This window comes from Rhodoferax sp. U11-2br, assembly GCF_018619435.1.
Classification (GTDB): Bacteria; Pseudomonadota; Gammaproteobacteria; order Burkholderiales; family Burkholderiaceae_C; genus Rhodoferax.
This window is the reverse complement of the sequence record NZ_JAHFZF010000027.1, coordinates 1-23,818: the sequence shown is the minus strand read 5'-3', so window position 1 is coordinate 23,818 and position 23,818 is coordinate 1. Positions and strand designations below refer to the sequence as shown.

The window sequence follows — 23,818 nt, the reverse complement described above, 5'->3', positions numbered from 1 at the left end:
GGTGAGTTGTCCACTATCGTCGCAGTACCAGCCAGGCAAATGCCGTCAGCGACAGCACCGAATAGATGATGCCGGGCACAGCCGCTGCCAGCCAGGGTTGCCAGTTTTGCAGGTTGCCGATGAAGCCAAACACATTGTTGAGCAAAAAGAAACTGATGCCTGCCATCACACCACCAAAAACATATGTGGCAATGCCGCCTGAGCGGAAATGCAGGTACGCAAACGGCAAAGCCAGCACCACCATCACCAGGCAGCTCAAGGGGTAAAACACCTTGCGCCAAAACTCGATTTCATAACGCTGGGCGGTTTGCTGGTTGGCTTGTAAATGCTGAATGTACTGAAACAGGTCATAGGTGTTCATGTGCTCGGGCTTGAGCAGGGCGGCCGACACCATTTCGGCACTGATGCTGTTGGGCCAGCGCATGGAGGGCAAGCTCAGGCGCGCGATTTCACCCCGGTCCGTGTCGCTGATGGTGAACTCGGTGCGGCTCACCTCATCAAGCAGCCAGGCTTCGTCATCCTGAATGCGGGCAGACTTGCCCTGAGTCATCGAGGCCAGCATGCCGCGGTTATTGAACTCAAAAATCCGCACCGACAGCAGGCTGCCATCCGATGCCAGCTTGCCCACATTCACCGCATAAGTGCCATAGGCTTGTCTTTCCTTGAGCCAGGCACCGGTTTGGCCCACGGTGATGTGGCCGGTGTAACGCGCTTTCAGGAGCTGCGCAGCTCGGTCAGCTGCAGGGGAGGCATAGTCGCCAATCGCAAAAGTCAGCAGCACAAACCCCAGGCCCAACGTCAACAGCGCCCTCAAAGCCCGCCAGGGGTCGAGCCCGCTGGTGCGCAAAATGGTGTACTCCGAGCTCTGTGCCAGACGGGCCATCACAAAAATGGTGCCGATCAGCACCGCAATCGGCATCAACTCATAAAGATGGTTCGGAATCATCAGCACCACGTAGGTCAAGCCGCGCAACAGCGTGTAACCTTTGTCGGCGTACTGTGTCACCGCCTTGACTTCGGCAATGAAGTCGAAGAAGAAAAACAGCGACATGAAACCCAGCACCACAAAAAGAACGGCGCGGATCACCTCGTTGTAAAGAAGCCGTCGTAAGGTTTTCACCGGGTCACCTCCGGGCTGGCTGGGCGGCGTGGGAACAGGTTTTTCCAGTGCCAGTTGTTGTGTCCTTTGGCCAGCCACAGTGTGGCCAGCACAAACACGCTGCCGTGTAGCAGCAGCAGGTAGCTTGTAAACGACAGCAGACCCGCCGCGATCCAGCTTTGCCCCAGTTTCAACAGGTTGAAATACACCACAAAGGTGAACAGGGCCAGCACCACGTTGGCACTTTTGTTGGCCCGGGGGTTCACACTGGAAATCGCCACACCAATGATGACTAGGTTGATCGCGGCAAACATCAGCCCCAGGCGCCACGACAGCTCTCCCAAATGCAAAGGCGTCAGGTTCTCCAGCAGTTCCAACGTGGTCAGCGTGTCCACGGCGGTGATGCTGTCGTAACCCGTCACATTGCTGCTGATTTTGGTGCCGTACAGCTCGAAGTCACTGACTTTCAGATTCTGGGCACCCACCGTGCTTTCAAGCCGTTGGCCGTTGCTGAGCATCAAAAATTGCCCCTGCGGCAGCAACTCGATGCGACCGCTGCGCGCCGAGGTCACGGTTTCTTTGCCGCGCTCGGTCGAGGCAATAAAAACATTCGAGCCCGTCACCTCTCCTTCGGTGGTCTTTTCCACAAAAAAGACTCGGTTCCCATTGCCAGACTCCTGAAACTGTCCAGGCTCGACACGGTCCAGATCACCGCGTTGCTCATACTGGTCACGCAGGTTCTCGATGCGCAGGTTGGACCAGGGCAACACCAACAGAGCCAATGCCGCCACCAGCGCAAACACCGGCCAGGAAAAGCGCATCAAGGGCGATAGCAATGTGCTCAGGCCTTTGCCACTGCAAAACCAGATCACCATCTCGCTCTCTCGGTACATGCGCGACAGTGTCGCAATGATGGCAATGAACAGACTCATGGTCAGCAACGTGGGCATGTAGGCCAACACCGTGTAACCCATGACCAAGGTCACATCAGACGGGTTGAAGTTGCCGCGCGACGCCTGGCCCAGCGTGCGGATCAGGGTCATGGTCATCACCACCGTGACCAGCACAACCAGCGTTGCGCCAAAACTGCGTGACAACTCTTTGCGTAAAGAGGAATGGAATAACATGGCGCTAAAGGAAACCTGCGATTATGAACTTTGCTCTCAAAACTCTGGACCCAGCTCGCCTCATCAGCGAAAAAACAGATGCATTATTGGTTCTTTTGACCAACGACTTCAAACCCGGCAAAGACGCCTTGTCTGTTTTGGTGGCCCGCGTGCTCAAAGCGGGTGATCTGAGCGCCAAAGCCGGGCAAATGCTCGACATCTACCGCCCCCAGGGCCTGGCCTGCACACGGCTGTTGCTGCTGCACGTGGGGGAGGGCGCTGCCACCGACGTGCGCAAAGCCGTGTCTGCAGCCTTTGGACTGCTCAAGCCCTCAAAATCAAAGGGTTTAACGCTATTGTTCTTAAATCAACCTGCAGCCCAGGCCTTGCGGGTGGCGGTCACCACACTGGCCGATGCCAGCTATGCCTACACGGCCACCAAAACCAAGGCAGAAGCGCGAAGCCTGGAAAAAGCGGATGTTGTTGTGCCCGATGAGTCCGCCCTGCGTACCGACTTCGAGCGCGCGACGGCCGCAGTTGCCGGGATCGAGCTGGCCAAAGAGTGGGGCAACCGTCCTGCCAACCATGCCACACCCACGCATCTGGCCGGGGTGGCGCAAGCGCTGGCCGAGCTGCCCAAAATCAAATGTGATGTGCTTGGCCCCAAAGAGGTGGCCAAATTGGGCATGGGCGCCTTCCAGGCCGTGGCCCAGGGTTCTGACGAACCCTTGCGCTTCATCGTTTTGCGCTACAACGGTGCGTCCAAGTCCACCGCACCGGTGGTGCTGGTCGGCAAGGGCATCACCTTTGACAGCGGTGGCATCTCCATCAAGCCTGCGGCTGAGATGGACGAGATGAAATTTGACATGTGTGGCGCCGCCAGCGTGCTCGGTGTGTTCCGTGCCCTGGCTGAGTTGCAACCCGGCATCAATGTTGTTGGCTTGATCCCCGCCTGTGAAAACCTGCCCAGCGGGCGCTCGGTCAAACCCGGTGACGTGGTCACCAGCATGGGTGGCCAAACCATCGAAATCCTCAATACGGACGCGGAAGGCCGACTGGTCTTGTGTGACGCCCTCACGTATGCCGAGCGTTTTAAACCCCAAGCGGTCGTTGACATTGCCACCTTGACCGGCGCGTGTGTGATCGCACTGGGTGCTGTGCGCAGCGGCATGTTCACCACCAACCAGGCACTGTCTGCCGCCTTGGTGCGGGCGGGCGAGTCCTCACAAGACCTGTGCTGGCCAATGCCGCTGGACGACGACTATGCCGAAGGCCTCAAAAGCAGTTTTGCCGACGTGGCCAATGTGGGTGGTCGTCCCGGCGGCGCCATCACTGCCGCCAAGTTCTTGCAACGGTTCACCGACAAGTTTCCGTGGGCCCATCTTGATATTGCTGGCACCGCGTGGAAAAGTGGTGCCGCCAAAGGTGCCACAGGTCGCCCGGTGGGTTTGCTGGTGGACTACCTCATGGCGCTAGACACGCGGGGCAAGCAGGCGTGAGCACAGCCGCCTTCCACTTCAACGTGGACAATCGCCTGCACTACACCTGCCGTTTGGTGCGCAAAGCGGTTGCGGCGGGCAATCGGCTGGTGGTGACCGGGCCGCAGGACACCCTGGCACAACTTGACCGTGATCTGTGGGCCTTGTCTGCCACCGAGTTCCTGCCCCATTGCCACGGTTCTGACCCGGCGCCGCTGGCACACCGCTCACCAGTGTTGTTGTGTGAGTCGCTGGACGGTGTGGCTGTGCGGGATGTGCTCATCAATCTTGCCGAATCGGTACCGCAGGGGGCCCAAGGGTTTGACCGCGTGATTGAGGTTGTCACCTCTGACCCGGTCGAGCGAAGCCAGGCACGTCTGCGCTGGAAACACTACACCCAGGCTGGTTTAAAACTGGTTCAGCACGATCTTGGCCACAGGACGGCGCCGTGACGTCTCCCACACGACCGCTGCCGCGGTTTATCCCGACCCTGACCGAGGTGGTCGACCCGGCCAGCCTCAGCAGCACCGCGCGTCTGGTCAGGCCCGAGGTCGAGACGCTGATCGATCAGGTGCAAAGCCAGGTTCAACCGATTTTCGAGCGCAGGCTGCAGGAAGAGTTCGAGCGCTTGGTACGCAGTCTGGTGGCCAAACAATGGGATGACGTGCGTGCCAGATTGCAAAACGAGATGGACATGATGGTCCGTCAATCGGTGCTGGACGCGCTAGACCAACACAAGCCTCCAGAATCCCCAAATTGAGCTGCGTCAAGACCGCCAATTTATCTTGAGGATCTTGGTGTCTACCCTATGAAGCTGGCGCAAAAATTGCTGTATGGTTGATGTTGCTGAATTATTCAATTCACAATTATTTTTAACCTGGAGTTGTCTATGCAAATGAAATTGAAGTTGACTGTTGCCGCAGCTATTGCTGCTGTTGCTGGTGTTGCTCTTGCACAAGAAGTGGTCAAGATTGGTCACGTGGCTCCCATGTCCGGTGGTCAAGCCCACTACGGCAAAGACAATGAAAACGGCGTGCGTATGGCCATTGAAGACCTGAATGCACAAAAAGTGGTCATCGGTGGCAAAACCATCAAGTTCGAAATTGCAGCTGAAGACGACGCAGCTGACCCAAAACAGGGCACAGCTGTTGCACAAAAACTGTGCGATGCCAAAGTCTCTGGTGTGGTGGGTCACTTGAACTCCGGCACAACCATCCCGGCTTCAAAAATCTATAACGACTGTGGTATCCCTCACATCACAGGCGCTGCAACCAACCCCAACCTGACCAAACCAGGTTACAAAACCACCTACCGCATCATTGCCAATGACAACGCCCTGGGCGCTGGCTTGGCGTTTTACGCGGCAGACACCCTGAAACTCAAGAAGATCGCCGTGATCGATGACCGTACAGCCTACGGCCAGGGCGTTGCTGAAGTTTTTGCAAAAATCGCAAAAACCAAAGGCATCGAAATTGTTGACCAACAGTTCACCACCGACAAAGCCACCGACTTCATGGCGATTTTGACAGCCATCAAGTCCAAGAAACCTGACGGTATTTTCTACGGCGGTATGGACGCCCAAGCCGGTGCCATGCTGCGTCAGATGGACCAACTGGGTCTGTCCAGCGTCAAATTCTTTGGCGGTGATGGCATCTGCACCACCGAGATCGTCAAGATCGCTTCGGGTGCCAAGAGCCTGGACGGCGTGATTTGTGCTGAAGGTGGTTCGTCCATCGCCAAAATGCCAGGCGGCACCGCCTGGAAGGCCAAGTACGATGCCAAGTTCCCAGGTCAGTTCCAGATCTACAGCCCGTACACCTACGACGCAACCTTCGTTTTGGTAGATGCCATGAAGCGCGCCAACTCGACCGACCCCAAAGTGTATGTGCCGAAAATCATCGAAACCAATTACAAGGGTGTGACCGCAAACATCGCGTTTGAACCCTCTGGTGAGATGAAGAACCCCTCCATGACCTTGTCCACCTACAAGGACGGCAAGAAAGTTGCCCTGAACTGATCATTGAGATCACTCAAAAAGCCACCTTCGGGTGGCTTTTTTGTTGCCTGCTTGTCTGGTGAAAGCCAAAACAGGGCTTTGCGTCGGCTAAAATAGCGGGCTCGGAGCGGTGGATGAGTGGTTTAAGTCACACGCCTGGAAAGCGTGCGGGGAGTAAAATCCCCCGGGGGTTCGAATCCCCCCTGCTCCGCCAGACAGTCAGATAAAAAAGCGCCTTTTTACAGGCGCTTTTTTTATATCAGTCATCCCGTCCCTTAGTTTGGCGGGCTGGCGCCTGCATCGCCGGTGGCGGGCGTGGCAGGGCCGGTGGCCTGGTCAGTGCCTTGTTGATTTTTCCAAAATTCTTGCTGCGCAGGTCTTGCGCCATCTCATGTGAGGCCTGTGCACGGGCCGATGCGTAATCCTGCAGGGCTTCCAGGGTTCGGGCCGATGGCGCCTCGGGCCCCGGGTCGGCTGCCATCAGCTGCTCAAAACTGTGCACATAGAGACGGGTCACCCGGTTGTCGATGTTGCCCGCCAGCTCGTCAAACGACACACCCTGTTGCCGACCCTTCGCCAGAATCGACCCCCATTGGGCAGTTGCCAGTCGGTCAGCATTCAAAAACTGCTGTATCGCGGCACGTGCCCGCATCTCATTGCCCATCAGGTAACGCGGCTCGGGCAGTCGCTGCAGCAAAACTGTTACCCCTACAACCAGACAAGCCGCCGCCCACCAGCGTCTCGGCGACGGGCTGCTTGCTGACAAAGGGCGCGCCAGCAAACTGCCAAAAATCGCCCCGCCAGCCAGCCCCCCCAGATGCGCTGCGTTGTCAATACCATGCACCACCTGGCCCATACCCAGCGTCAGCACGGTAAAAATCACCGCCGCACCAAACATCCATCTGAATTCGCGTCGCTCCACTTGCTTGCGCTCGCGCACCAAAAACACCAGCAGCGCCCCGTACAGCCCAAAAATAGCCCCTGACGCCCCGCCCGACACCGCCTGATTGCCCTGTACTACCAAAGACAGCAGGTTGCCCAACACACCGCCGCCCAGGTACAGCAGCAAGAACCGCCACCGCCCAAACAGGCGTTCCACCAGTCGGCCCACATCCCACAGCGCCAGCATATTCAGGCCCAGGTGCAACACCCCAAAGTGCACACACATCGCGGTGACCAGGCGCCACCACTGGCCGTCCTGTGTGGCCGGGCCAAAGTTGGCACCCCAAGCCAGCGGCACCGTGGTCGAGGTCTGCCAAACACTGCCCCCAAAAGCCAGCATCAGGCCAAAAACCCCCAGATTGAACAGCAGCAAGCAGGTCGTCACCGGCACCTGCCTGGGGCGGCTCGCCATCAGTGCAGACAAATCCGGGTGTGTAGGCTTGGCCGCAAGCGTGGTGGGCGAGGGCGGCTGTTCTGACATAAAGGCCGCTAGGCGCACAGCTCTTTGAACTTGCCCACCGCTTGCGCCCGGTTGATCACATCCAGCTTCTTGAAAACCCGTTGCATGTGGTTCTTCACGGTAAATTCGCTGATGTTCAAAATGCAACCAATCTCCAAGTTGGTTTTGCCCAGCGCCACCCAGAACATGATCTCCACCTCACGCGTTGACATGTTGTGCCCTGGTTTCAGCGTGCTCTCCAGCTGAAAATGGTTCGTCGGTGCTGGCACCAAGGCCTGATCCGGCAGAGGACTCACCTGACGCAAAGCGGTATCAATGTGCGGCAGCATCATTCCCACCGTGGTTGTGTCCACCTGGCTGTAATCTGGCCGGGTGCTGAAAGTCACATACAAACATTCGATACCGTTACGTGCGTCGTAAATACCATGCACCAACGCACTGCGCATGAACTTCAGGGCACTGCCCATCATGGTCTGAAGTCCCTTGTCTTGCAGCATAAAACCGCTGTCCCCCAAGCGCAACGCACATGGGCTGCGGTCTGAATCGATCCAGCGCTGGTAGAGCTGCAGCAACAGCGGCTTGAGCGTGTCCGAGTCTGCATTGCGTGTACGCACCTCCGCCATGGGTGAAATCACATCGTGCTGTACCTTGCCTTCCGTGAAACTGCCCCAGGCCGCAATCATGATGTCATGCGGCAGGTAATACTGCATCTCACCCTGTAACCAGATCAGCAGGTCGAAATGGGTGCGAATATCCGCCGCCTGAGACACTACACGGTGAAAGTGATGAACATCCGCTGGGATAGAGAGGTAAGACTGTTTCAAAGTGAGAGACCAACCGGGGAAGCCATGTAGGTTTATACAACACAAACCCCCCAGATTTGACTGCCCATTGCGTCAAATGCAGACCACTTGGACTCAGGCCCTATAGTCCAATGAGACTATTGTTACTTTCTGTGACACCGCGCCACAATCGCCCACCTATTTTGATATTTGCACGGACTACCCAGGTTATGAATTCACACTTTGCAGAGCTTCAGCCTGATGTTGAGCCCCTGGGTGATGTCACGGGCCATGTCAACGAATTCATCAACACCATCCAGTCTGGCTCCCTGCTAGAGGGATTGAGCCACACCGAGACGCTTCTCTTTGGCGAATACATAGCCTGTTTTGGTGTGCCACGCCACTCCACCGTGCTGCGAGAGGGAGATGAGGGGGACTTTCTGGCCATCCTGCTCACTGGCAGTGCCGTCATCACCAAACGGTATGACGGTGTCGAGAAACTGATTGCCGTCGTCAATCCTGGTGACATGATTGGTGAAATGTCCATGATCGACGGGCAGACCCGTTTTGCCAGTTGTATCACCACGCTGCCCAGCGACTTTGCGGTACTCACCCACGCAAAATTCAAGGCCTTGCTGGCAGACCATCCCCAGCTGGGCAACAAAGTTCTGCTCGCACTGTTACATGCTGCCACGGCCCGCCTGCGTCAAGCCACCCAAAAGATGCTGCCCAAGCTCTCAGACGCAGGTTTTGTGTGAAATCGCCTCACACACTCTACTTTCAGGGCCATTTGTTTCGGTTTTAAACATGAAATTAGTCCGAACGGACTATTGGCAAGGGTTTTCCCTCACTCTACTATTGACGCATAGCCTGTTATTTCAATAGGTGATACGTCAAGGAGTTGCTATGAAAACGACCCATATGCTTAAAAGCGTCGCCGCAGCGGCAATGTTTATTGGCGTCAGCCTGAGCGCCAGCGCCAACACAACTAAGGCGTTGGGCACGGTGTCTGCCGCTACACCTACTGTCTTCAGTGGCTACGCTGCCCCTGGTGGATTTGTTGACACCTTCACTTTCACTTTGCCCGCCAATTCCGGTTCAGGTTACAGCGTGATCGACTTTGCACCAGAAGGCATGCCTGCCGGCTGGTTTAAAACGGTATTTAGCGGTATAGCTTTGTTCTCCAACGCCGACGGCATTGTTGGCAACAACGATGATACGTGGCTGGCTTCGGCAGTTGGTTCGGGTGACGAGGTCAGTTTGTCTTTCGGTTCCAGTGCCGCAGGTTCTTATTACCTGAGCGTCTTTGGTGTCACTACTGGCCTATATGGCGGCGGGTACAGCGGTGGCATCAGCGTTACCCCGGTCCCCGAGCCCGAAACCTTTGCCATGCTTTTGGCTGGTTTGGGTGTGATGGGTGCGATTGCTCGCCGTCGCAAGATCTGACCCCCGGGCATTTGCCTGCCCAAAACTGGCTGCTGGAGACAGTAGCCATTTTTTTGCGTGCAAACAACAGGTGTCAGATTTATTTCATTTTTAAGTATTTGATTTTTCAATTCTGAGCCGCCTCAAATGAGGGTTTTTGCTAATTTATCTTCATTTTTTGTAGTTTTCTGTCAAATGGTTGAGGAGGGGCAACTATCTGGTTCGTCTGCTTGCCATCAAGCAGTCACAGTGCCTGCTTAGACTCAGGTCAAGTGTGTGCTGTCTTCGTGCCTGAACGTGATTTTTTCGGAGCAGTTGCAGCGCAACGTTCCAAGAAAAATAAGCGCAAGGGGTCGTCTCAATGGGATATCTGCAGTCACTGTCACCGGATGAAATTCACCATTACCACCGCATGCTCACCCGGTCTGTCGAAGTGCGTAGCCACTTTGACATGCTGGTATGGCTCCAGGGCGACATGCAGTACTACATGGCGCACGACATCATGATCACCGCGTGGGGCGATTTCAGTGGCCAGTCCATCCAGCACAACATCATCTCCAAGATGGCTGGTGTGCGCTCGCAAGACACCGATTCAGCGGCCATCAGCCCTTTGTTGGTGCAGCTGTTTGCGCGCTGGACCGAATTTGGCCGCAAACCTTTCTCCATCAACACGGGTCCTAACGGTTTTGAGCTTGACGAATCCAGCCCGAACAATGCTTTAAAAGACGCACTTCAATCCATGCGTTGTGCTTTGGTGCATGGCATCAAAGACCACCGCAGCAAACACGATTGCCTGTACGTTGCGTTCAGTGCCAAACCGTCCTTCAGCGAGACCGAGCGCAGCATCATGGCGCTGGTGCTGCCCCATGTTGACTCGGCACTGCGGCAAGTGGCCCACCTGCCGCACCAGACCCAACCGGTCGATGCCAGCCCGGTCGAAGCCCAACTGCAGCAAGACTTCGGTCTGTCCGAGCGAGAGGCCGAAGTCCTGCATTGGGTAGCTGCTGGCAAAACCAACCCGGAAATCGGCATGATCCTCGACATCAGCGCCTACACCGTCAAAAACCACCTGCAGCGCGTGTTCAAAAAACTCGACGTCACCAACCGCGCCCAGGCTGTCAACAAAATCAGAACCCTGCTTGGCGATGTTTAAAGCCAATCCGTCCCTGTCAGCGGCCTCGTATTTCAAGCGGACCGACCCGCCGTACATGGGGCGTGACAGTCTGCTGCGCCTGCTGGAGGCCACGCTTGAGCCTGCGGCCATTGTGCTGTCGCTGTGGGCCGCGGCTTGGTTTGTGGACGGCGGCATCGACCCGCCCTACATGATCCTGTCGCTGCTGGTGTTTGCGCTGACCTTCCCAGGCCAGTCGCGGCTGCACGAGTCCCTGTTTGCCATCACCGCCAACACCCTCATCAACTGGGCGGTGGTAGCCGGTTTGCTGCTGCTGGTGGGCTGGGCCACCCGCTATTACCGCGAGTTCTCCACCGACGCCATCTACCACTGGTTGTGGATGGCACCGGTTGCCGAACTGGGCGCCAGCCTGACGTTGCGCCGCGTGGCGCCCAGCCTGCTCAAACTGCAGGGTCCACCCGAGCGCGCCATCATTGTGGGCATGAACGACCAGGGCCTGGCCCTGGCCAACAACATCAAGGCCGCCCGTTTCTCGCGCATGGAACTCACCGGTTTTGTCGACAGCCGCGACACCAGCCGCCTCAACGTCACCAACGCGCCGCCCCTGTTGGGCAAGATCGACCAGCTGGCCGACATCGTCAAGGCCCGCCAGATCAACCTGATCTATCTCTCCTTGCCCATGGCCTCGCAGCCGCGCATTCTGCAAATCCTGGACGACCTCAAAGACACCACCGCCTCGGTCTATTTTGTGCCCGACATGTTTGTCACCGACCTGATCCAGGGCCAGCAAAGCACCGTGTGTGGCATGCCGGTGATCTCGGTCTGTGAATCTCCCTTCCAGGGCAAAAACGGCTTTGTCAAACGCGCCAGCGACATCGTTCTGTCCATCCTCATCCTGCTACTGATCCACCCGCTGCTAATGGGTATTGCGCTGGCGGTCAAGCTCACCTCGCCCGGCCCGGTCATCTTCAAACAACGCCGCTATGGCCTGGACGGCGAAGAAATCCTGGTCTACAAGTTCCGCTCCATGACGGTGACCGAAGACGGCGGCACCATCAAACAGGCACAAAAGAACGACGCCCGCATCACCCCGTTGGGTGCCTTTTTGCGCCGATCCTCGCTTGATGAGCTGCCCCAGTTTGTCAACGTGCTGCAGGGGCGCATGAGCATCGTCGGGCCGCGCCCACACGCCGTGGCCCACAACGAGCTGTACCGCAAACTCATCAAAGGCTACATGGTGCGCCACAAAGTCAAACCCGGCATCACCGGCTGGGCGCAGGTCAACGGCTTTCGCGGCGAGACTGACACCCTCGAGAAAATGCAGGGCCGCATCGACTACGACCTGGACTACCTGCGCAACTGGTCCCTCCAGCTTGATCTGCACATCATCCTCAAGACCGTGCGCCTGGTCTCCAAAGACCAGAAAGCCTACTGATCATGGCGATGCGTTCAACCTTGACCTGTGTCTTGCTGCTGCCCGCTGTTTGTGTGGGCCTGGCCGGTGCCGCCTGGGCGCAGCAGGCTGAACCCGGCCTGCACCTGCGCGCCAGCGAAACCCTCATGCGCGACAACAACCTGTTTCGCCTGCCTGACAACGCCAACGTCAAAGCCAGCACTGGCAAAGACAGTGCCTCCGAGAACATTGGTGTCACCACACTGGGGCTGAGCTACAACAAGGCCTACAGCCTGCAGCGCATCGAGCTTGACCTGAGCCTGGTCGACTACCGCTACCAGAACTTTGACTACCTCAGCTTCACCGCCCGCAACTACGCCGCCGCCTGGCGTTGGAGCGTCACACCCCGCCTGCATGGCAGCCTCAGCGCCAACCGCCAGGAAACCCTCAACAGCTTTTCTGACAACCAGGACAACACCGTGCGCACCCGGCGCAACCTGCGCACCGACACCAGCACCGGCTTTGACGCGCTCTACGAACTCAGTGGCGCCTGGCGACTGCTGGGCGGTGTCTCGCAGCGCAAACAGGTCAACGAACAGGCCTTGCTGGCCGACAGCGACTACAACGTCCGCTCTGCCAATGTAGGGGCACGTTACGACTACCCATCTGGCAGCAGCCTGAGCTACCGCGCCACCGCCTCGAATGGCCGCTACCTCAACCGCAGCCTGGGCGCCACCAACCTGGTGGACGACCGCTACGACCAGACCGAGTCCGAGCTGCGCCTGCGCTGGGTGATCAGCGGCAAACTCACCGCCAATGCCAACGTCGGCTACGTGCAGCGCAGCCACCCGCACTTTGCACAGCGCGACTTCAGCGGTACGCAGGCGGGCGCCAGCCTCAACTGGTCCCTCAGCGGCAAAACCAGCCTCTCGGCCGATATCTCACGCAGGTTAGGTGCCTACCAGACCAGCTACGCCAACTACACCCAGACCGACAAACTCTCGGTTGGCCCCAGCTGGCAGATCAGCCCCAAAACCGCGCTCAGCCTGCGCTACGACCTGTCTCACATCGACTACCTTGACGCGCCCACCGGCGCCTCGGCACTCAACCGCCAAGACACCGTGCGCGACACCACCCTCAGCCTGGCCTGGCAGCCCACCCAGTCCGCCACCCTCAACGCCTCCTTCACCAACGCCACCCGAACCTCCACCCTGCCTGGCATCGACTACCGTAGCCAAATGGCCAGCTTCTCAGCCAACTACAGTTTTTAAAACCATCACGCCATGACATTCACGCCCCGACTGTGTCTCACCTTGACCCTCACCGCCCTGGCCCTGAGCCTGGCCGCCTGTGGCAACAAAGACGAGAAACCCGCTGCCACCCAAGTGGCTGTCAAAGTAGGCTCCGAAGAAATCTCGGTGCACCAGATCAACCAGGTGTTACAGCGCACCAACACCGCCGGTGCCACGCCCGAAGCCGTCAAGAACCTCAGCCGCGAGGTGCTTGAGAAACTCATCGACCAGCAGCTCGCCGTTGACCAGGCCACCGAATCCAAATTGCACCGCTCGCCCGAGGTGGTGGCCCAGATCGAAGCCGCCCGGCGCGACATCCTGGCGCGTGCCTACCTGCAAAAAGTGGCGGCTGGTCTGCCCAAACCCACCCCCGAAGACGCCAAAACCTACATCACCGAACACCCACAACTGTTTGCCGAACGCCGCATCTACAACCTGCAAGAAATTGTGCTGCCACCCCGTGCGGGCGCAGACGCTGTGGCCAACCAAATGCGCAGCCTGCTGGCCGCTGGCAAGTCCATGGAAGAGATTGCGACCACCCTCAAAACCCAGGGTGTGGCCTTCAACGCGGGCAGCGCCACCCGCTCTGCCGAGCAGATCCCGCTGGAAGTGCTGGCCAAGTTGCACACTGTCAAAGACGGCCAGAGCCTGGTGATCGAAGCGCCTCGGTCTGCCACCCTGGTGCACGTGGTGTCCTCGCAGCTGTCGCCAGTGACGGAAGCCGCAGCCCTGCCGCGGGTAGAGCAATTCCTGGCCAACCAGCGCGCCAACGAAGCCATTGCGGCCGACATCAAACGCCTGCGCAGCGCCACCACCATCACCTACATGGGTGAGTTTGCCAACACACCTGCCCCCGCCAGTTCTGAACAAAATCCGGCTCCAGCCCCCGCTGCGTCTGAGCCTACAGCTATAGATAAGGGAGTTGCCGGGCTCAAGTAAGCTCTGCCAACAACTGCATCACCACCCTCATTGACTTCACCATACCGCCACCCATGTCCAATCGACTCTCCCGCCTGACCCCTGTTTTGCTGGCCACCTTGCTTGCGCTGGGCGGCCTCAGCCCGCTGGCCCAGGCCCAGCCAACCGCCGCTGCCAGCAGCCAAACCAAGCCCGACTACCCGCTGGGCGCCGGTGACGCGATCAAGATCCAGGTCTTTCAAAACCCCGACCTCACCATCGAAACCCGCGTCTCTGAAAACGGCTCCATCACCTACCCGCTGATTGGCGCGGTGCAGCTCGGTGGCCTGGGTATTGCCGCCGCCGAGAAGAAGATTGCCGACGCCCTACAAAGTGGCGGCTTTATCAAAGCACCCCAGGTCAACATCGTGCTGCTGCAGATTCGTGGCAACCAGGTGTCGGTGCTGGGCCAGGTCAACCGCCCCGGGCGCTTTCCGCTGGAGACCGCCAACACCCGCCTGAGCGACATGCTCGCCAACGCCGGTGGCGCCACCGCCACCGGTGACGACGTGGCCATTGTCGTGGGCGTGCGCAACGGCCAGACATTCCGCAAACAGATCGACATTGCGTCCATCTTCCTGGCCGAAAAACTGCAGGACGACATCGTGCTGCAAGGTGGCGACAGCATCTACGTGCACCGCGCCCCGGTGTTCTACATCTACGGTGAGGCCCAGCGCCCCGGCTCGTTTCGCATCGAGCGCGGCATGACCGTGATGCAGGCGCTGGCTCTGGGTGGCGGCCCCACCGTGCGTGGCTCAGAGAAACGCCTGCGCCTGCACCGCAAGGCCGCAGACGGCAGCATTGAGCAAATCAGCCCCAACCTGACCGACCCGGTGTTGCCCAACGACGTGATTTACGTGAACGAAAGCCTGTTCTGACCATGACACTCCAACAATTCCTGCTCATCCTTCGGGCCCGCTACAAAGTGGCGCTGCTGGTGTTTCTGATCACCGTGGCCACCACGGTGGTGGTCAGCCTGCTGCTGCCCAAGCAATACACCGCCAGCGCCACCGTGGTTGTCGACGTCAAGTCCCCCGACCCGGTCACCGGCCAGATGCTGCAAGGCATGATGGCTCCCGGCTACATGGCCACACAAATCGACATCATCAACAGCGACCGCGTGGCCAAAGACGTGATCAAGCTGCTCAAGCTCGACAGCAATGCCGTGGTGCAACAGCAGTGGCGCGACGACACGGATGGCAAGGGCCAGCTCATCGACTGGCTGGCCGAGCTGCTGCAAAAGAAGCTTGAGGTGAAACCCAGCCGCGAAAGCAACGTCATCAACGTCAACTACAACGGCACCGACCCCGACTTTGCCGCCGCCGTGGCCAACGCCTTTGCCCAGGCGTACATCAACGTCAACCTGGACCTGCGCCTTGCCCCGGCTCGGCAGTACGCTACGTTTTTTGAAGAGCAGACCAAAGCCGCCCGCACCAAACTCGAGGCCGCCCAAAAAGCCCTGTCTGACTACCAGCAGCAAAACGGCATCACCTCGGTGGACGAGCGGGTCGACTTTGAGACCGCCAAGTTGAATGAGACCAGCAGCCAGCTCACCGGCGTTCAGGCCCTGACCACCGACAGCCAGAGCAAACGCGGCAGCGCCAAGGCCGACACCATTGCCGAGGTCATGCAAAGCCCGCTGATCAACGGCCTCAAAGCCGACATTGCCCGCCTGGAAGCCAAGCTGGTGGAGAACAGTGGCAACCTGGGCAAAAACCACCCGCAAACCCAGCGCGCCGAGTCAGAGCTGGCCACCCTGAAAGCCCAGCTGGAGTCTGAAACCCGCAAGATCACCAGCAGTATCGAAACCACCTACCAGGTGGGCAAACAGCGCGAAGCCCAGCTTCAAGGCGCCTTGTCCAGCCAAAAAGCCCGCGTGCTGGCCCTGAACAAACAGCGTGACGAACTCAATGTGCTGCGCCGCGATGTCGAGTCTGCCCAACGCGCCTTTGAGGTGGTGAGCCAACGCGCCTCTCAAACCAATCTTGAGAGCCAAACCACCCAAACCAACATTGCCGTGCTCAACGCCGCCACCGCGCCGTCCGACCCGTCCAAGCCCAAGGTGTTTTTGAACATCCTGGTGTCCATCTTCTTGGGCACGCTGCTGGCCGTGGGCCTGGCGCTGATGCTTGAGCTGGCCAACCGCCGCGTGCGCAGCGCCGACGACCTGGCCGATGCCCTTAACCTGCCCGTGCTGGGCAGCATTGCACACACCGGAGCCGCCGCATGAACGCCGCCGACAGCATCACCACCCTGAACACGCGCAGCACCCCCCGCAGCATGGGCGACATCTTGGTGGCCAGTGGCCGCCTGCGCCCGGCCGACCTGCAGCGCATTCTGGACAGCCAGGCTAAAAACAACACGCCGTTTGGCGAAACCGCCATCAGCCTGCAGCTGCTCACCAAAGAGGACATCGACCAGGTCCTGAGCCAGCAGTTCAACTACGCCTACCTCAACCCCAGCGACACCCGGCTGAGCCCTGAGCTGGTGGCCGCCTACCAACCCTTTAGTGTGGCCAGCGAAAACCTGCGCGCTGTGCGCAGCCAGTTGGTGCTGCGCTGGTTCAACGGCGACCCGGCGCGCAAGGTGCTGGCCGTGGTCAGCGCCGGGGTGGGCGAGGGGCGCAGTTTTGTCAGCGCCAACCTGGCCATCGTGTTTGCCCAGCAAGGCCAGCGCACCCTGCTGATTGATGCCGACCTGCGCGCCAAACCAGAGCGTGGCCAGCACAGCCTGTTCAAGTTGGAGCGTGGCCACGGTCTGTCGGCCGTGCTGGCCGGGCGCGCCAGCCTGGGCGAGGCCGCGCACACGGTGCCCGGTCTTGACAGCCTGATGGTGCTGCCCGCAGGCGCGGTGCCACCCAACCCGCAAGAACTGCTGGGCCAGGCCAGCTTTGGACAGCTACTTAACAGCGCCGCCCAGCAGTTTGACGTGATCCTGATCGACACGCCCGCAGGTGCCAGCTTTGCCGACGCCGAGCTGGTGGCCGCCCGCGCCGGTGCGGCCCTGATCGTGGCGCGCAAAAACGCCACGCTGCTGCCCGCCACCACCCAGCTGGCAAAACGCCTGCAAGACGGTGGTGTGGCGCTGGTGGGCTCGGTTTTGAACGACGCCTGAGCCACGCTTGATGCGCGCCCTGATGCCCACCACCTCCACCAGTCGGCCCGGGCAGCTGGCCGCGCTGCTGGCCTGGCTGCCGGTGATGATCGGTCTGGCGGTGCTGTATGTGCCCAGCCTGTACGACCTGTTGACCGGCATATGGGCCAGTGACGAGCAAATGCACGGCCCCATTGTGCTGGGCATCAGTGTTTGGCTGCTGTATCGCAACTGGGGGGCCATGCAAGCCGCTGCGCAGGGTCAAAAGACAAGCCCCTGGGGTTGGCCCATCTTCGTTTTTGGGCTGCTGTTGTATGCGCTGGGCCGTTCACAAGACATCTTGTTGTTCGAGATCGGCTCGGTGATCTGGCTGCTGGTGGGTATTGCTCTGCTGAACCTGGGCAGCAAAGCGCTCAAGGCGCAATGGTTTGCGCTGTTTTTCATGCTGTTCATGGTGCCACTGCCCGGCAACGTGGTCGACGCGGTGACCATGCCCATGAAAATGGCCGTGTCTTTTGTGGCTGAAAACATCCTGTACTGGGTGGGTTACCCCATATCTCGCACCGGGGTCACGCTGCAAATCGGCCAATACATGCTGCTGGTGGCAGATGCCTGCGCTGGCTTGCACACGCTATTGACGCTGGAGGCCCTGGGCCTGCTGTACCTGAACCTGGTGCGGCGCGACTCGGCCGTGCGCAACATTGGTCTGGCCATCTTGATTGTGCCGATCTCGTTCACCGCCAACGTCATCCGGGTGATGAGCCTCACACTCATCACCTACCACTGGGGCGACGCGGCGGGGCAGGGCTTTTTGCATGGGTTTGCGGGCATGGTGCTGTTTATCAGTGCGCTGCTGCTGATCATCGGGTTTGACACCGTGCTGCAAGGTTTTGAGTCTTACCGCCGCCGTGACAAGGGGGTCAATGCATGAGCAAATGTGCCTATGGCCCTTATGTTACAAGCGCTTGTAGCTAAACAATTCATAGCACTTGTGATGAAACTTTCAAGCAAATCCATCCTTCTGCTGGTGTTGATGCTGCTGTCTGCGGCCTTGGGTGCCGCGCTGCGGCCCACCATCAGCCTGGCTGACGAACGCGCGCCCATGGACCTTGACGCCATGGTGCCCACCAGTTTTGGCGCCTGGCGCGAAGACGTCAACCGGATGGCCCAGGTGGTCAACCCCCAGCAAAAAAGTGTGATTGACCAGCTCTACAGCCAGACGCTGACCCGCAGCTACATCAACACAGAGGGTTACCGCATCATGCTGTCAATTGCGTATGGCAAAAACCAGAGCGATGCGTTGCAACTTCATCGGCCCGAAATTTGTTACCCGGCGCAGGGCTTCATGTTGCTGAGTAAACAAGCCGGGGCGCTGGACCTGTTGGGCAAACCCATTGCCGCCACCCGCCTGGCCACCAGCCTGGGCCAGCGGCTTGAACCCATCACCTACTGGACGGTGGTGGGTGACCACAACGTGACCAGCGGTATCGACAAAAAACTGACCGAAATGCGCTACGCCCTGGACAAACGTATTCCAGACGGCATGTTGGTGCGGGTGTCGTCCATCGACCCAGACAATGCACGTGCCTACGCCGTGCAAAACCAGTTTGCCAACGCCATGGTTGAGGCCATCAGCCCTGCCAACCGCACCCGGTTTGCAGGCAAGCTCAACACATTCCAACCCTTGAACTAAACCGAAAAAATATGAAAAAAGTAGCACTGATCACAGGCGTAACCGGGCAAGATGGCTCTTATTTGGCTGAGCTGTTGCTGCAAAAAGGTTATGAAGTTCACGGCATCAAACGCCGTGCCTCCAGCTTCAACACCGACCGCATTGACCACCTGTACCTGGACCCGCATGAGTCCAACCACAGCTTTACGCTGCACTACGGCGACTTGACAGACACCAGCAACCTGACGCGCATCATCCAACAGGTGCAGCCAGATGAAATCTACAACCTGGGTGCCATGAGCCACGTGGCTGTGAGCTTTGAGAGCCCCGAGTACACCGCCGATGCAGATGGCATGGGTGCACTGCGCATTTTGGAGGCCATCCGCATCCTGGGGTTGGAGAAAAAAACCCGCTTTTACCAAGCCAGTACCAGTGAACTGTATGGCCTGGTGCAGGAAATTCCGCAAAAGGAAACTACCCCGTTTTACCCGCGCAGCCCCTATGCCGTGGCCAAAATGTATGCCTACTGGATCACGGTGAACTACCGCGAGGCCTATGGCATTTATGCCTGCAACGGCATCTTGTTCAACCACGAAAGCCCGCTGCGTGGTGAGACCTTTGTGACCCGCAAAATCACCCGCGCCATCAGCCGCATTGCGCTGGGCCTGCAAGACTGCCTGTACCTGGGCAACATGAGCGCGCTGCGCGACTGGGGCCACGCCCGCGACTATGTCGAGATGCAGTGGCTGATGCTGCAGCAAGACAAACCGGAGGACTTTGTCATTGCCACCGGCGTGCAATACAGCGTGCGCCAGTTTGTGGAATTTGCCGCACAAGAGCTGGGCATCAGCCTGGCTTGGAGCGGCGAGGGCGCCGACGAGATTGGCACCGTGAGCGAAGTCACGGGCAAAGACGCCAAATGCAAGGTGGGCGACGTGATCGTCAAGGTAGACCCGCGCTACTACCGCCCCACCGAGGTGGAAACCCTGCTGGGCGACCCCACCAAGGCCAAAGAAAAACTGGGATGGGTGCCCAAAACCAGCTTGAAAGAACTGGTGGCCGAGATGGTGCAGGCCGACTTCACCAGTGCCAAGCGTGATGCGCTGGTCAAACTGGCCGGATTCCAAACCTACGACCACCACGAATAAACCCCAGCACCATGGATAAAAACGCCAAGATTTACATCGCAGGCCACCGCGGCCTAGTGGGTGGCGCCATTGTGCGCAACCTGCAAGCCGCTGGCTACACCAACTTGCTGCTACGCACCCATGCCGAGCTGGACCTGACCAACCAGGCCGCCACCGCGGCCTTTTTTGAAGCCGAGAAGCCAGACTACGTGTTTTTGGCCGCTGCCAAAGTGGGCGGCATTCTGGCCAACAACATCTACCCGGCCGAATTCATCCGCGACAACCTAGCGATACAAAGCAACATCATCCACGCCGCGTATGTGAACCAGGTCAAACGCCTGCTGTTTTTGGGCTCCAGCTGCATCTACCCCAAGCTGGCACCTCAGCCCATGAAAGAAGAACACTTGTTGACCGGCCCGCTGGAGCCGACCAACCGGCCCTATGCCCTGGCCAAGATTGCGGGTGTGGAAATGTGCTGGAGCTACAACCGCCAGTACGGCACCCAATACCTGGCTGCCATGCCCACCAACCTGTATGGCCCCGGTGACAACTACCACCCCGACAACAGCCACGTGATCCCCGCGCTGATCCGCAAGTTTCATGAGGCCAAGGTGACCAACGCCCCCACGGTGACGGTGTGGGGCAGTGGCACGCCACGGCGCGAATTTTTGTACAACGAAGACATGGCAGATGCATGTGTGTACCTGATGAACCTGCCAGATGAGCCATACACCCGCCTGCTGGGCAGCGATGAGTCAAAAACTGGCAAATTTGAGCCACCGCTGATCAACATCGGTGTGGGTCATGACGTGACGATCAAAGAGCTGGCCGAAACCATTCAGCGTGTGGTGGGTTACACGGGTGACATCGTGTTTGATGCCAGCAAGCCGGATGGGACGCCGCGCAAGCTCATGGATGTGTCACGGCTGAACGGTATTGGCTGGAGAGCGCAGACTGCTTTTGAAGCAGGACTGACCTCTGCATACATCGAATTTGCAGCTCAAGTTGAATCCTGATACATCGCCCAGCTTTCGATGATCAAGAAAGTTAGAACCAGCCAATGAAAATTGCCTTTGTCTCGCAATTGGATTCAAAAAATGTCCAATCATGGTCTGGCACGCCCTTTTTCATGGTGCAAGGGCTTCGGCAGGCAGGCCACAGCGTCAAGGAAATTGGCCCCTTGCATCCGCCATTTCCTCGATTTTTCAAGCTGCTTCAAAAGGCTTACCAAGTCCTGACGGGAAAATGCTACGACTTCAGTCGTCACCCTTTGCTCGCAAAAACCTTGTCCAAACAAGCTGCTGCGCAAATGGCGGCTGAGGACTTTGACGCCGTTTTGTGCCCCTCCAGTCTGGTGAGCGCGGGCCTAGATACCGCTGTGCCTATAGTGACCTGGGAAGATGCCACCTTTGCAGGCATGGTGGGTTACTACCCAGGCAAATGGCAAAACTTCGCTAATGCAACCATCCGGCATGGCAACCAGATCCAACAGGCGTCACTCAGCAAGGCAGCTCTGTCAGTCTTTTCATCCGATTGGGCGGCGCAAAGTGCACTGAGCAACTACAAAGTTGAAGCAAAGAACGTTGTGGTTGTGCCGCTGGGTGCCAATCTGACCGAAGTACCTAGCGAAGAAGAGGTGAGAGCAGCCATCCATGCACGCACCCAAGTGGGGGAATGTCGCCTTTTGTTCATTGGTGTGGAATGGCACAGAAAAGGGGGCGACTTGGTCGTGCAAACTGCCCTGGCTTTGCGCGAAAAAGGCTTCAACGCAACTGTAGATGTGGTGGGCTGCCAACCTGTTGGCGACATGCCTGACTGCGTTCGGCCCCACGGGTTTGTATCAAAGTCAACAGCAGAAGGACGTGAAAAACTGCGCTCGCTTTTACTCAACTCCCACTATCTCTTTGTACCGAGTATTGCGGAGTGCTATGGCCTGGTTTTTGCCGAGGCATCTGCCTTTGGTGTTCCTTCCATTGCCCGAGCAACGGGGGGCATTCCAACTGTAGTGCAGAATGGTCTCAACGGTTGGGCTTTGGGTGTGGACGAGTCGGCACAAGCCTATGCAGAACTGATTGCAGGCCAGTTGGAAAGCAACGAGACCTATATAAAAACTGCGTTGCGAGCAAGGAAGTTCTATGAAGAACGACTTAACTGGCGCGTTGCAGTAGCTTCGTTGGAGTCTTTGTTGGAACCTTTGGTACTCCAGAAATGCTGATCAAGAAGCGGCTCCTGAACAATGCGGCTTTCTCGGCTCTTCAAACCGTGCTTTCAGCAGCTTTACTATTCTTTTTATATCGTTTTCTGCTGAAACAGTTAGGAGCGGAACAACTAGGTATTTGGGCCATCGTTCTGGCTAGTACATCCGTGGGACGGCTAACCGACATGGGACTTGCGGGTGCTATTGTCAAGTTCGTGGCTAATAGCAATGCAGAAGGTCAACTGGAGAAATCTGCGCGACTGGTTCAAACCGCTGCATTAACCATCAGTGCCGCACTTTTAACGCTGGCATTGCTGGCATTGCCTGTATTGCACTTATTGCTGCAATGGGTCTTGCCACCGACTGCGATTTCACCAGCGCTCGAAATACTCCCTTATGCTGTTGCATCGTTATTATTTGCGATGATTTCAGGTATTTTTCAATCGGGAATAGATGCCTGCCACCGGATGGATGTGAAAAACATTGTTCTGGTTAGTTGTAATATTCTTTATATTGTTATCACTGTTATTCTGGTTCCTAAATTTGGACTTTTAGGTATAGCTATTGCACAAACAATACAAAGCCTGACTTTGGTTTGCAGTACTTGGATAATCTTGCGAAGATTTATACCAACACTGCCACTCATTCCATGCCGTTGGTACAAAACTGACTTTAGGGAAATGCTTGGGTACGCCACAAACTTTCAGATTGGTATGCTGGCAGGTATGTTTTTTGACCCAGTTACCAAGTTTTTGCTTGCTAAGTATGGTGGTTTGTCACAAACAGCTTTTTACGAAATGGCAAATCAGTTGCTCCAAAAGGCACGATCGGTCATTGTTTCTGCACAACAAGCACTTGTTCCAGAAATAGCTGGTGGAAACTTTGCTGATAAAGCTGATCTGCTTGCACTCTACAAGAAGGCGTATGGATTCTCCTTTTTATTGGTGCTTCCATATTACATTGGTATTATATTATCGCTGCCACTAATTTCTTTTTTGTGGATTGGTCACTATGAATCATATTTTGTTGTTTATGGTGCGATTGTCTCCTTTGGTTGGCTGGCAACGAATTTAAGTGCTGTACCATATTTTTTTAATATTGGGACGGGTTCGTTAACTTGGAATACGATAAACCATGTTTTTAACGGGTTTATTAATCTTGCCTTAGGGTCTATTCTTGGTTATCACTTTTCTGGGGTTGGTGTGGTATTGGCTGCCTCTTGTGCATTAATAATTCCCAATATAATGCTGATACAAATTGTAAATCGGCGATTGGGTTTTGGGATGATGGATATTGTTCCGTGTGGTCAGCGTGTTTATTTGTTATTGGTTGTACTTGGTGCTGTCATTTCAATATCCGGCGGCGAGTTTTTTAATCGATATGCTTCTATGGATATGGTGGCGGCACTGATTGTGCCTACCATTTTTTTGGCAATCACTCTATTTGCATTGCAATTTAATTCAATGGGAAAAGTTGTTGTTTCAAAAATTTTCAAGAAAAACACTAATAACGATATTTGATATCGAATCAATTCAAATTAATGTCAGAGTGAATGCATGTAATGCTTAAGTATCTAGTTCTGATTGTTTTTGTTGGTATTTTTGCGATCTTGATAAAGCGAGATCGCATTTATATCATTCCAATGATTTTAATCATCTACTCTAATA

General features: G+C 57.1%; 23 protein-coding genes and 1 tRNA gene. 20 read left to right on the top strand and 4 right to left on the bottom strand.

Going from position 1 to position 23,818, the window contains the following annotated elements:
* Window positions 1-13: 13 nt before the first annotated feature.
* Window positions 14-1,120 (bottom strand): LPS export ABC transporter permease LptG, encoded by a 1,107-nt coding sequence (lptG, locus tag KKO72_RS15910; RefSeq protein WP_214940963.1) that lies wholly within the window; start codon window positions 1,118-1,120, stop codon window positions 14-16.
* Window positions 1,117-2,226 carry an LPS export ABC transporter permease LptF gene (lptF, locus tag KKO72_RS15905; RefSeq protein ID WP_214940960.1) on the bottom strand — a complete coding sequence of 370 codons (1,110 nt, stop codon included), beginning with the start codon at window positions 2,224-2,226 and terminating at the stop codon, window positions 1,117-1,119. The genes lptG and lptF overlap by 4 nt, the downstream gene beginning before the upstream one ends.
* 23 nt (window positions 2,227-2,249) lie before the next feature.
* On the opposite strand from lptF, the gene KKO72_RS15900 reads away from it, so the two are divergent.
* From KKO72_RS15900 to KKO72_RS15880, 5 genes are all read left to right on the top strand, one after another.
* Entirely contained in the window at window positions 2,250-3,704 is a 1,455-nt protein-coding gene (locus tag KKO72_RS15900) for a leucyl aminopeptidase (protein WP_214940957.1), read from the top strand.
* Window positions 3,701-4,135: a DNA polymerase III subunit chi gene (locus tag KKO72_RS15895; protein WP_214940955.1), complete on the top strand. Its 435-nt coding sequence runs from the start codon at window positions 3,701-3,703 to the stop codon at window positions 4,133-4,135. Before KKO72_RS15900 ends, KKO72_RS15895 begins: the two co-directional genes overlap by 4 nt.
* The gene (locus KKO72_RS15890; protein ID WP_214940952.1) at window positions 4,132-4,443 is read left to right on the top strand and encodes a hypothetical protein; all 312 of its coding nucleotides are present in this window, start codon (window positions 4,132-4,134) and stop codon (window positions 4,441-4,443) included. The genes KKO72_RS15895 and KKO72_RS15890 overlap by 4 nt, the downstream gene beginning before the upstream one ends.
* A gap of 129 nt (window positions 4,444-4,572) precedes the next feature.
* Complete coding sequence (locus KKO72_RS15885; RefSeq protein WP_214940949.1) at window positions 4,573-5,700, top strand: branched-chain amino acid ABC transporter substrate-binding protein; 1,128 nt, start codon at window positions 4,573-4,575, stop codon at window positions 5,698-5,700.
* Between the two features lie 103 nt (window positions 5,701-5,803).
* Window positions 5,804-5,893: transfer RNA gene (locus tag KKO72_RS15880), tRNA-Ser, on the top strand.
* Window positions 5,894-5,938: 45 nt separating this feature from the next.
* Here the strand turns inward: KKO72_RS15880 and KKO72_RS15875 are convergent.
* Together KKO72_RS15875 and epsA (KKO72_RS15870) are read right to left on the bottom strand one after the other, a co-directional pair.
* Window positions 5,939-7,102, bottom strand: coding sequence for a rhomboid family intramembrane serine protease (locus KKO72_RS15875; RefSeq protein ID WP_214940946.1), 1,164 nt, complete (start codon window positions 7,100-7,102; stop codon window positions 5,939-5,941).
* A gap of 8 nt (window positions 7,103-7,110) precedes the next feature.
* On the bottom strand, window positions 7,111-7,905 hold the full coding sequence (gene epsA / locus KKO72_RS15870; RefSeq protein ID WP_251140707.1) for an XrtB/PEP-CTERM-associated transcriptional regulator EpsA: 795 nt from the start codon (window positions 7,903-7,905) through the stop codon (window positions 7,111-7,113).
* Between the two features lie 188 nt (window positions 7,906-8,093).
* Here epsA (KKO72_RS15870) and KKO72_RS15865 point away from each other — a divergent pair, with 188 nt between their 5' ends.
* From KKO72_RS15865 to KKO72_RS15795, 15 genes are all read left to right on the top strand, one after another.
* Window positions 8,094-8,621 (top strand): cyclic nucleotide-binding domain-containing protein, encoded by a 528-nt coding sequence (locus tag KKO72_RS15865; RefSeq protein ID WP_214940932.1) that lies wholly within the window; start codon window positions 8,094-8,096, stop codon window positions 8,619-8,621.
* 148 nt (window positions 8,622-8,769) lie between these two features.
* Window positions 8,770-9,309: an FxDxF family PEP-CTERM protein gene (locus KKO72_RS15860; RefSeq protein WP_214940929.1), complete on the top strand. Its 540-nt coding sequence runs from the start codon at window positions 8,770-8,772 to the stop codon at window positions 9,307-9,309.
* A gap of 340 nt (window positions 9,310-9,649) precedes the next feature.
* Complete coding sequence (gene epsA, locus KKO72_RS15855; RefSeq protein WP_256445110.1) at window positions 9,650-10,441, top strand: XrtB/PEP-CTERM-associated transcriptional regulator EpsA; 792 nt, start codon at window positions 9,650-9,652, stop codon at window positions 10,439-10,441.
* Window positions 10,434-11,855 carry an undecaprenyl-phosphate glucose phosphotransferase gene (locus KKO72_RS15850; protein ID WP_214940923.1) on the top strand — a complete coding sequence of 474 codons (1,422 nt, stop codon included), beginning with the start codon at window positions 10,434-10,436 and terminating at the stop codon, window positions 11,853-11,855. Before epsA (KKO72_RS15855) ends, KKO72_RS15850 begins: the two co-directional genes overlap by 8 nt.
* Before the next feature lie 2 nt (window positions 11,856-11,857).
* Complete coding sequence (gene epsL / locus KKO72_RS15845) at window positions 11,858-13,084, top strand: XrtB/PEP-CTERM-associated polysaccharide biosynthesis outer membrane protein EpsL (protein ID WP_214940920.1); 1,227 nt, start codon at window positions 11,858-11,860, stop codon at window positions 13,082-13,084.
* Between the two features lie 12 nt (window positions 13,085-13,096).
* Window positions 13,097-14,044 (top strand): EpsD family peptidyl-prolyl cis-trans isomerase, encoded by a 948-nt coding sequence (locus KKO72_RS15840; protein WP_214940917.1) that lies wholly within the window; start codon window positions 13,097-13,099, stop codon window positions 14,042-14,044.
* Window positions 14,045-14,097: 53 nt separating this feature from the next.
* On the top strand, window positions 14,098-14,940 hold the full coding sequence (epsE, locus tag KKO72_RS15835; protein ID WP_214940904.1) for a polysaccharide export protein EpsE: 843 nt from the start codon (window positions 14,098-14,100) through the stop codon (window positions 14,938-14,940).
* A gap of 2 nt (window positions 14,941-14,942) precedes the next feature.
* Window positions 14,943-16,292, top strand: a complete 1,350-nt coding sequence (epsF, locus tag KKO72_RS15830) for a chain length determinant protein EpsF (RefSeq protein WP_214940887.1) — start codon at window positions 14,943-14,945, stop codon at window positions 16,290-16,292.
* Entirely contained in the window at window positions 16,289-17,176 is an 888-nt protein-coding gene (epsG, locus tag KKO72_RS15825) for a chain length determinant protein tyrosine kinase EpsG (protein ID WP_214940884.1), read from the top strand. The genes epsF and epsG overlap by 4 nt, the downstream gene beginning before the upstream one ends.
* A 22-nt stretch (window positions 17,177-17,198) precedes the next feature.
* A complete protein-coding gene (xrtB, locus tag KKO72_RS15820; protein WP_214940868.1) occupies window positions 17,199-18,086 on the top strand; it encodes an exosortase B in 888 nt (295 codons plus the stop codon).
* 63 nt (window positions 18,087-18,149) lie between these two features.
* Window positions 18,150-18,848 (top strand): exosortase-associated protein EpsI, B-type, encoded by a 699-nt coding sequence (gene epsI, locus KKO72_RS15815; RefSeq protein ID WP_214940866.1) that lies wholly within the window; start codon window positions 18,150-18,152, stop codon window positions 18,846-18,848.
* Window positions 18,849-18,859: 11 nt separating this feature from the next.
* Window positions 18,860-19,975 (top strand): GDP-mannose 4,6-dehydratase, encoded by a 1,116-nt coding sequence (gene gmd, locus KKO72_RS15810; protein ID WP_214940849.1) that lies wholly within the window; start codon window positions 18,860-18,862, stop codon window positions 19,973-19,975.
* 11 nt (window positions 19,976-19,986) lie between these two features.
* On the top strand, window positions 19,987-20,970 hold the full coding sequence (locus KKO72_RS15805; RefSeq protein ID WP_214940836.1) for a GDP-L-fucose synthase: 984 nt from the start codon (window positions 19,987-19,989) through the stop codon (window positions 20,968-20,970).
* Between the two features lie 44 nt (window positions 20,971-21,014).
* Window positions 21,015-22,169, top strand: a complete 1,155-nt coding sequence (locus KKO72_RS15800) for a glycosyltransferase family 4 protein (RefSeq protein WP_214940834.1) — start codon at window positions 21,015-21,017, stop codon at window positions 22,167-22,169.
* Entirely contained in the window at window positions 22,163-23,671 is a 1,509-nt protein-coding gene (locus tag KKO72_RS15795) for an oligosaccharide flippase family protein (RefSeq protein WP_214940830.1), read from the top strand. Before KKO72_RS15800 ends, KKO72_RS15795 begins: the two co-directional genes overlap by 7 nt.
* The last annotated feature ends 147 nt before the right edge of the window (window positions 23,672-23,818 follow it).

Coding starts and splice junctions, on each gene's coding strand:
- lptF (WP_214940960.1), bottom strand. CDS start 2,226: ATGTTATTCCATTCCTCTTTACGCAAAGAGTTGTCACGCAGTTTTGGC.
- epsL (WP_214940920.1), top strand. CDS start 11,858: ATGGCGATGCGTTCAACCTTGACCTGTGTCTTGCTGCTGCCCGCTGTT.
- epsF (WP_214940887.1), top strand. CDS start 14,943: ATGACACTCCAACAATTCCTGCTCATCCTTCGGGCCCGCTACAAAGTG.
- xrtB (WP_214940868.1), top strand. CDS start 17,199: ATGCCCACCACCTCCACCAGTCGGCCCGGGCAGCTGGCCGCGCTGCTG.
- KKO72_RS15850 (WP_214940923.1), top strand. CDS start 10,434: ATGTTTAAAGCCAATCCGTCCCTGTCAGCGGCCTCGTATTTCAAGCGG.
- KKO72_RS15795 (WP_214940830.1), top strand. CDS start 22,163: ATGCTGATCAAGAAGCGGCTCCTGAACAATGCGGCTTTCTCGGCTCTT.
- KKO72_RS15865 (WP_214940932.1), top strand. CDS start 8,094: ATGAATTCACACTTTGCAGAGCTTCAGCCTGATGTTGAGCCCCTGGGT.
- epsG (WP_214940884.1), top strand. CDS start 16,289: ATGAACGCCGCCGACAGCATCACCACCCTGAACACGCGCAGCACCCCC.
- KKO72_RS15875 (WP_214940946.1), bottom strand. CDS start 7,102: ATGTCAGAACAGCCGCCCTCGCCCACCACGCTTGCGGCCAAGCCTACA.
- epsI (WP_214940866.1), top strand. CDS start 18,150: ATGAAACTTTCAAGCAAATCCATCCTTCTGCTGGTGTTGATGCTGCTG.
- KKO72_RS15860 (WP_214940929.1), top strand. CDS start 8,770: ATGAAAACGACCCATATGCTTAAAAGCGTCGCCGCAGCGGCAATGTTT.
- KKO72_RS15800 (WP_214940834.1), top strand. CDS start 21,015: ATGAAAATTGCCTTTGTCTCGCAATTGGATTCAAAAAATGTCCAATCA.
- epsE (WP_214940904.1), top strand. CDS start 14,098: ATGTCCAATCGACTCTCCCGCCTGACCCCTGTTTTGCTGGCCACCTTG.
- epsA (WP_256445110.1), top strand. CDS start 9,650: ATGGGATATCTGCAGTCACTGTCACCGGATGAAATTCACCATTACCAC.
- KKO72_RS15805 (WP_214940836.1), top strand. CDS start 19,987: ATGGATAAAAACGCCAAGATTTACATCGCAGGCCACCGCGGCCTAGTG.
- KKO72_RS15885 (WP_214940949.1), top strand. CDS start 4,573: ATGCAAATGAAATTGAAGTTGACTGTTGCCGCAGCTATTGCTGCTGTT.
- KKO72_RS15840 (WP_214940917.1), top strand. CDS start 13,097: ATGACATTCACGCCCCGACTGTGTCTCACCTTGACCCTCACCGCCCTG.
- gmd (WP_214940849.1), top strand. CDS start 18,860: ATGAAAAAAGTAGCACTGATCACAGGCGTAACCGGGCAAGATGGCTCT.
- KKO72_RS15900 (WP_214940957.1), top strand. CDS start 2,250: ATGAACTTTGCTCTCAAAACTCTGGACCCAGCTCGCCTCATCAGCGAA.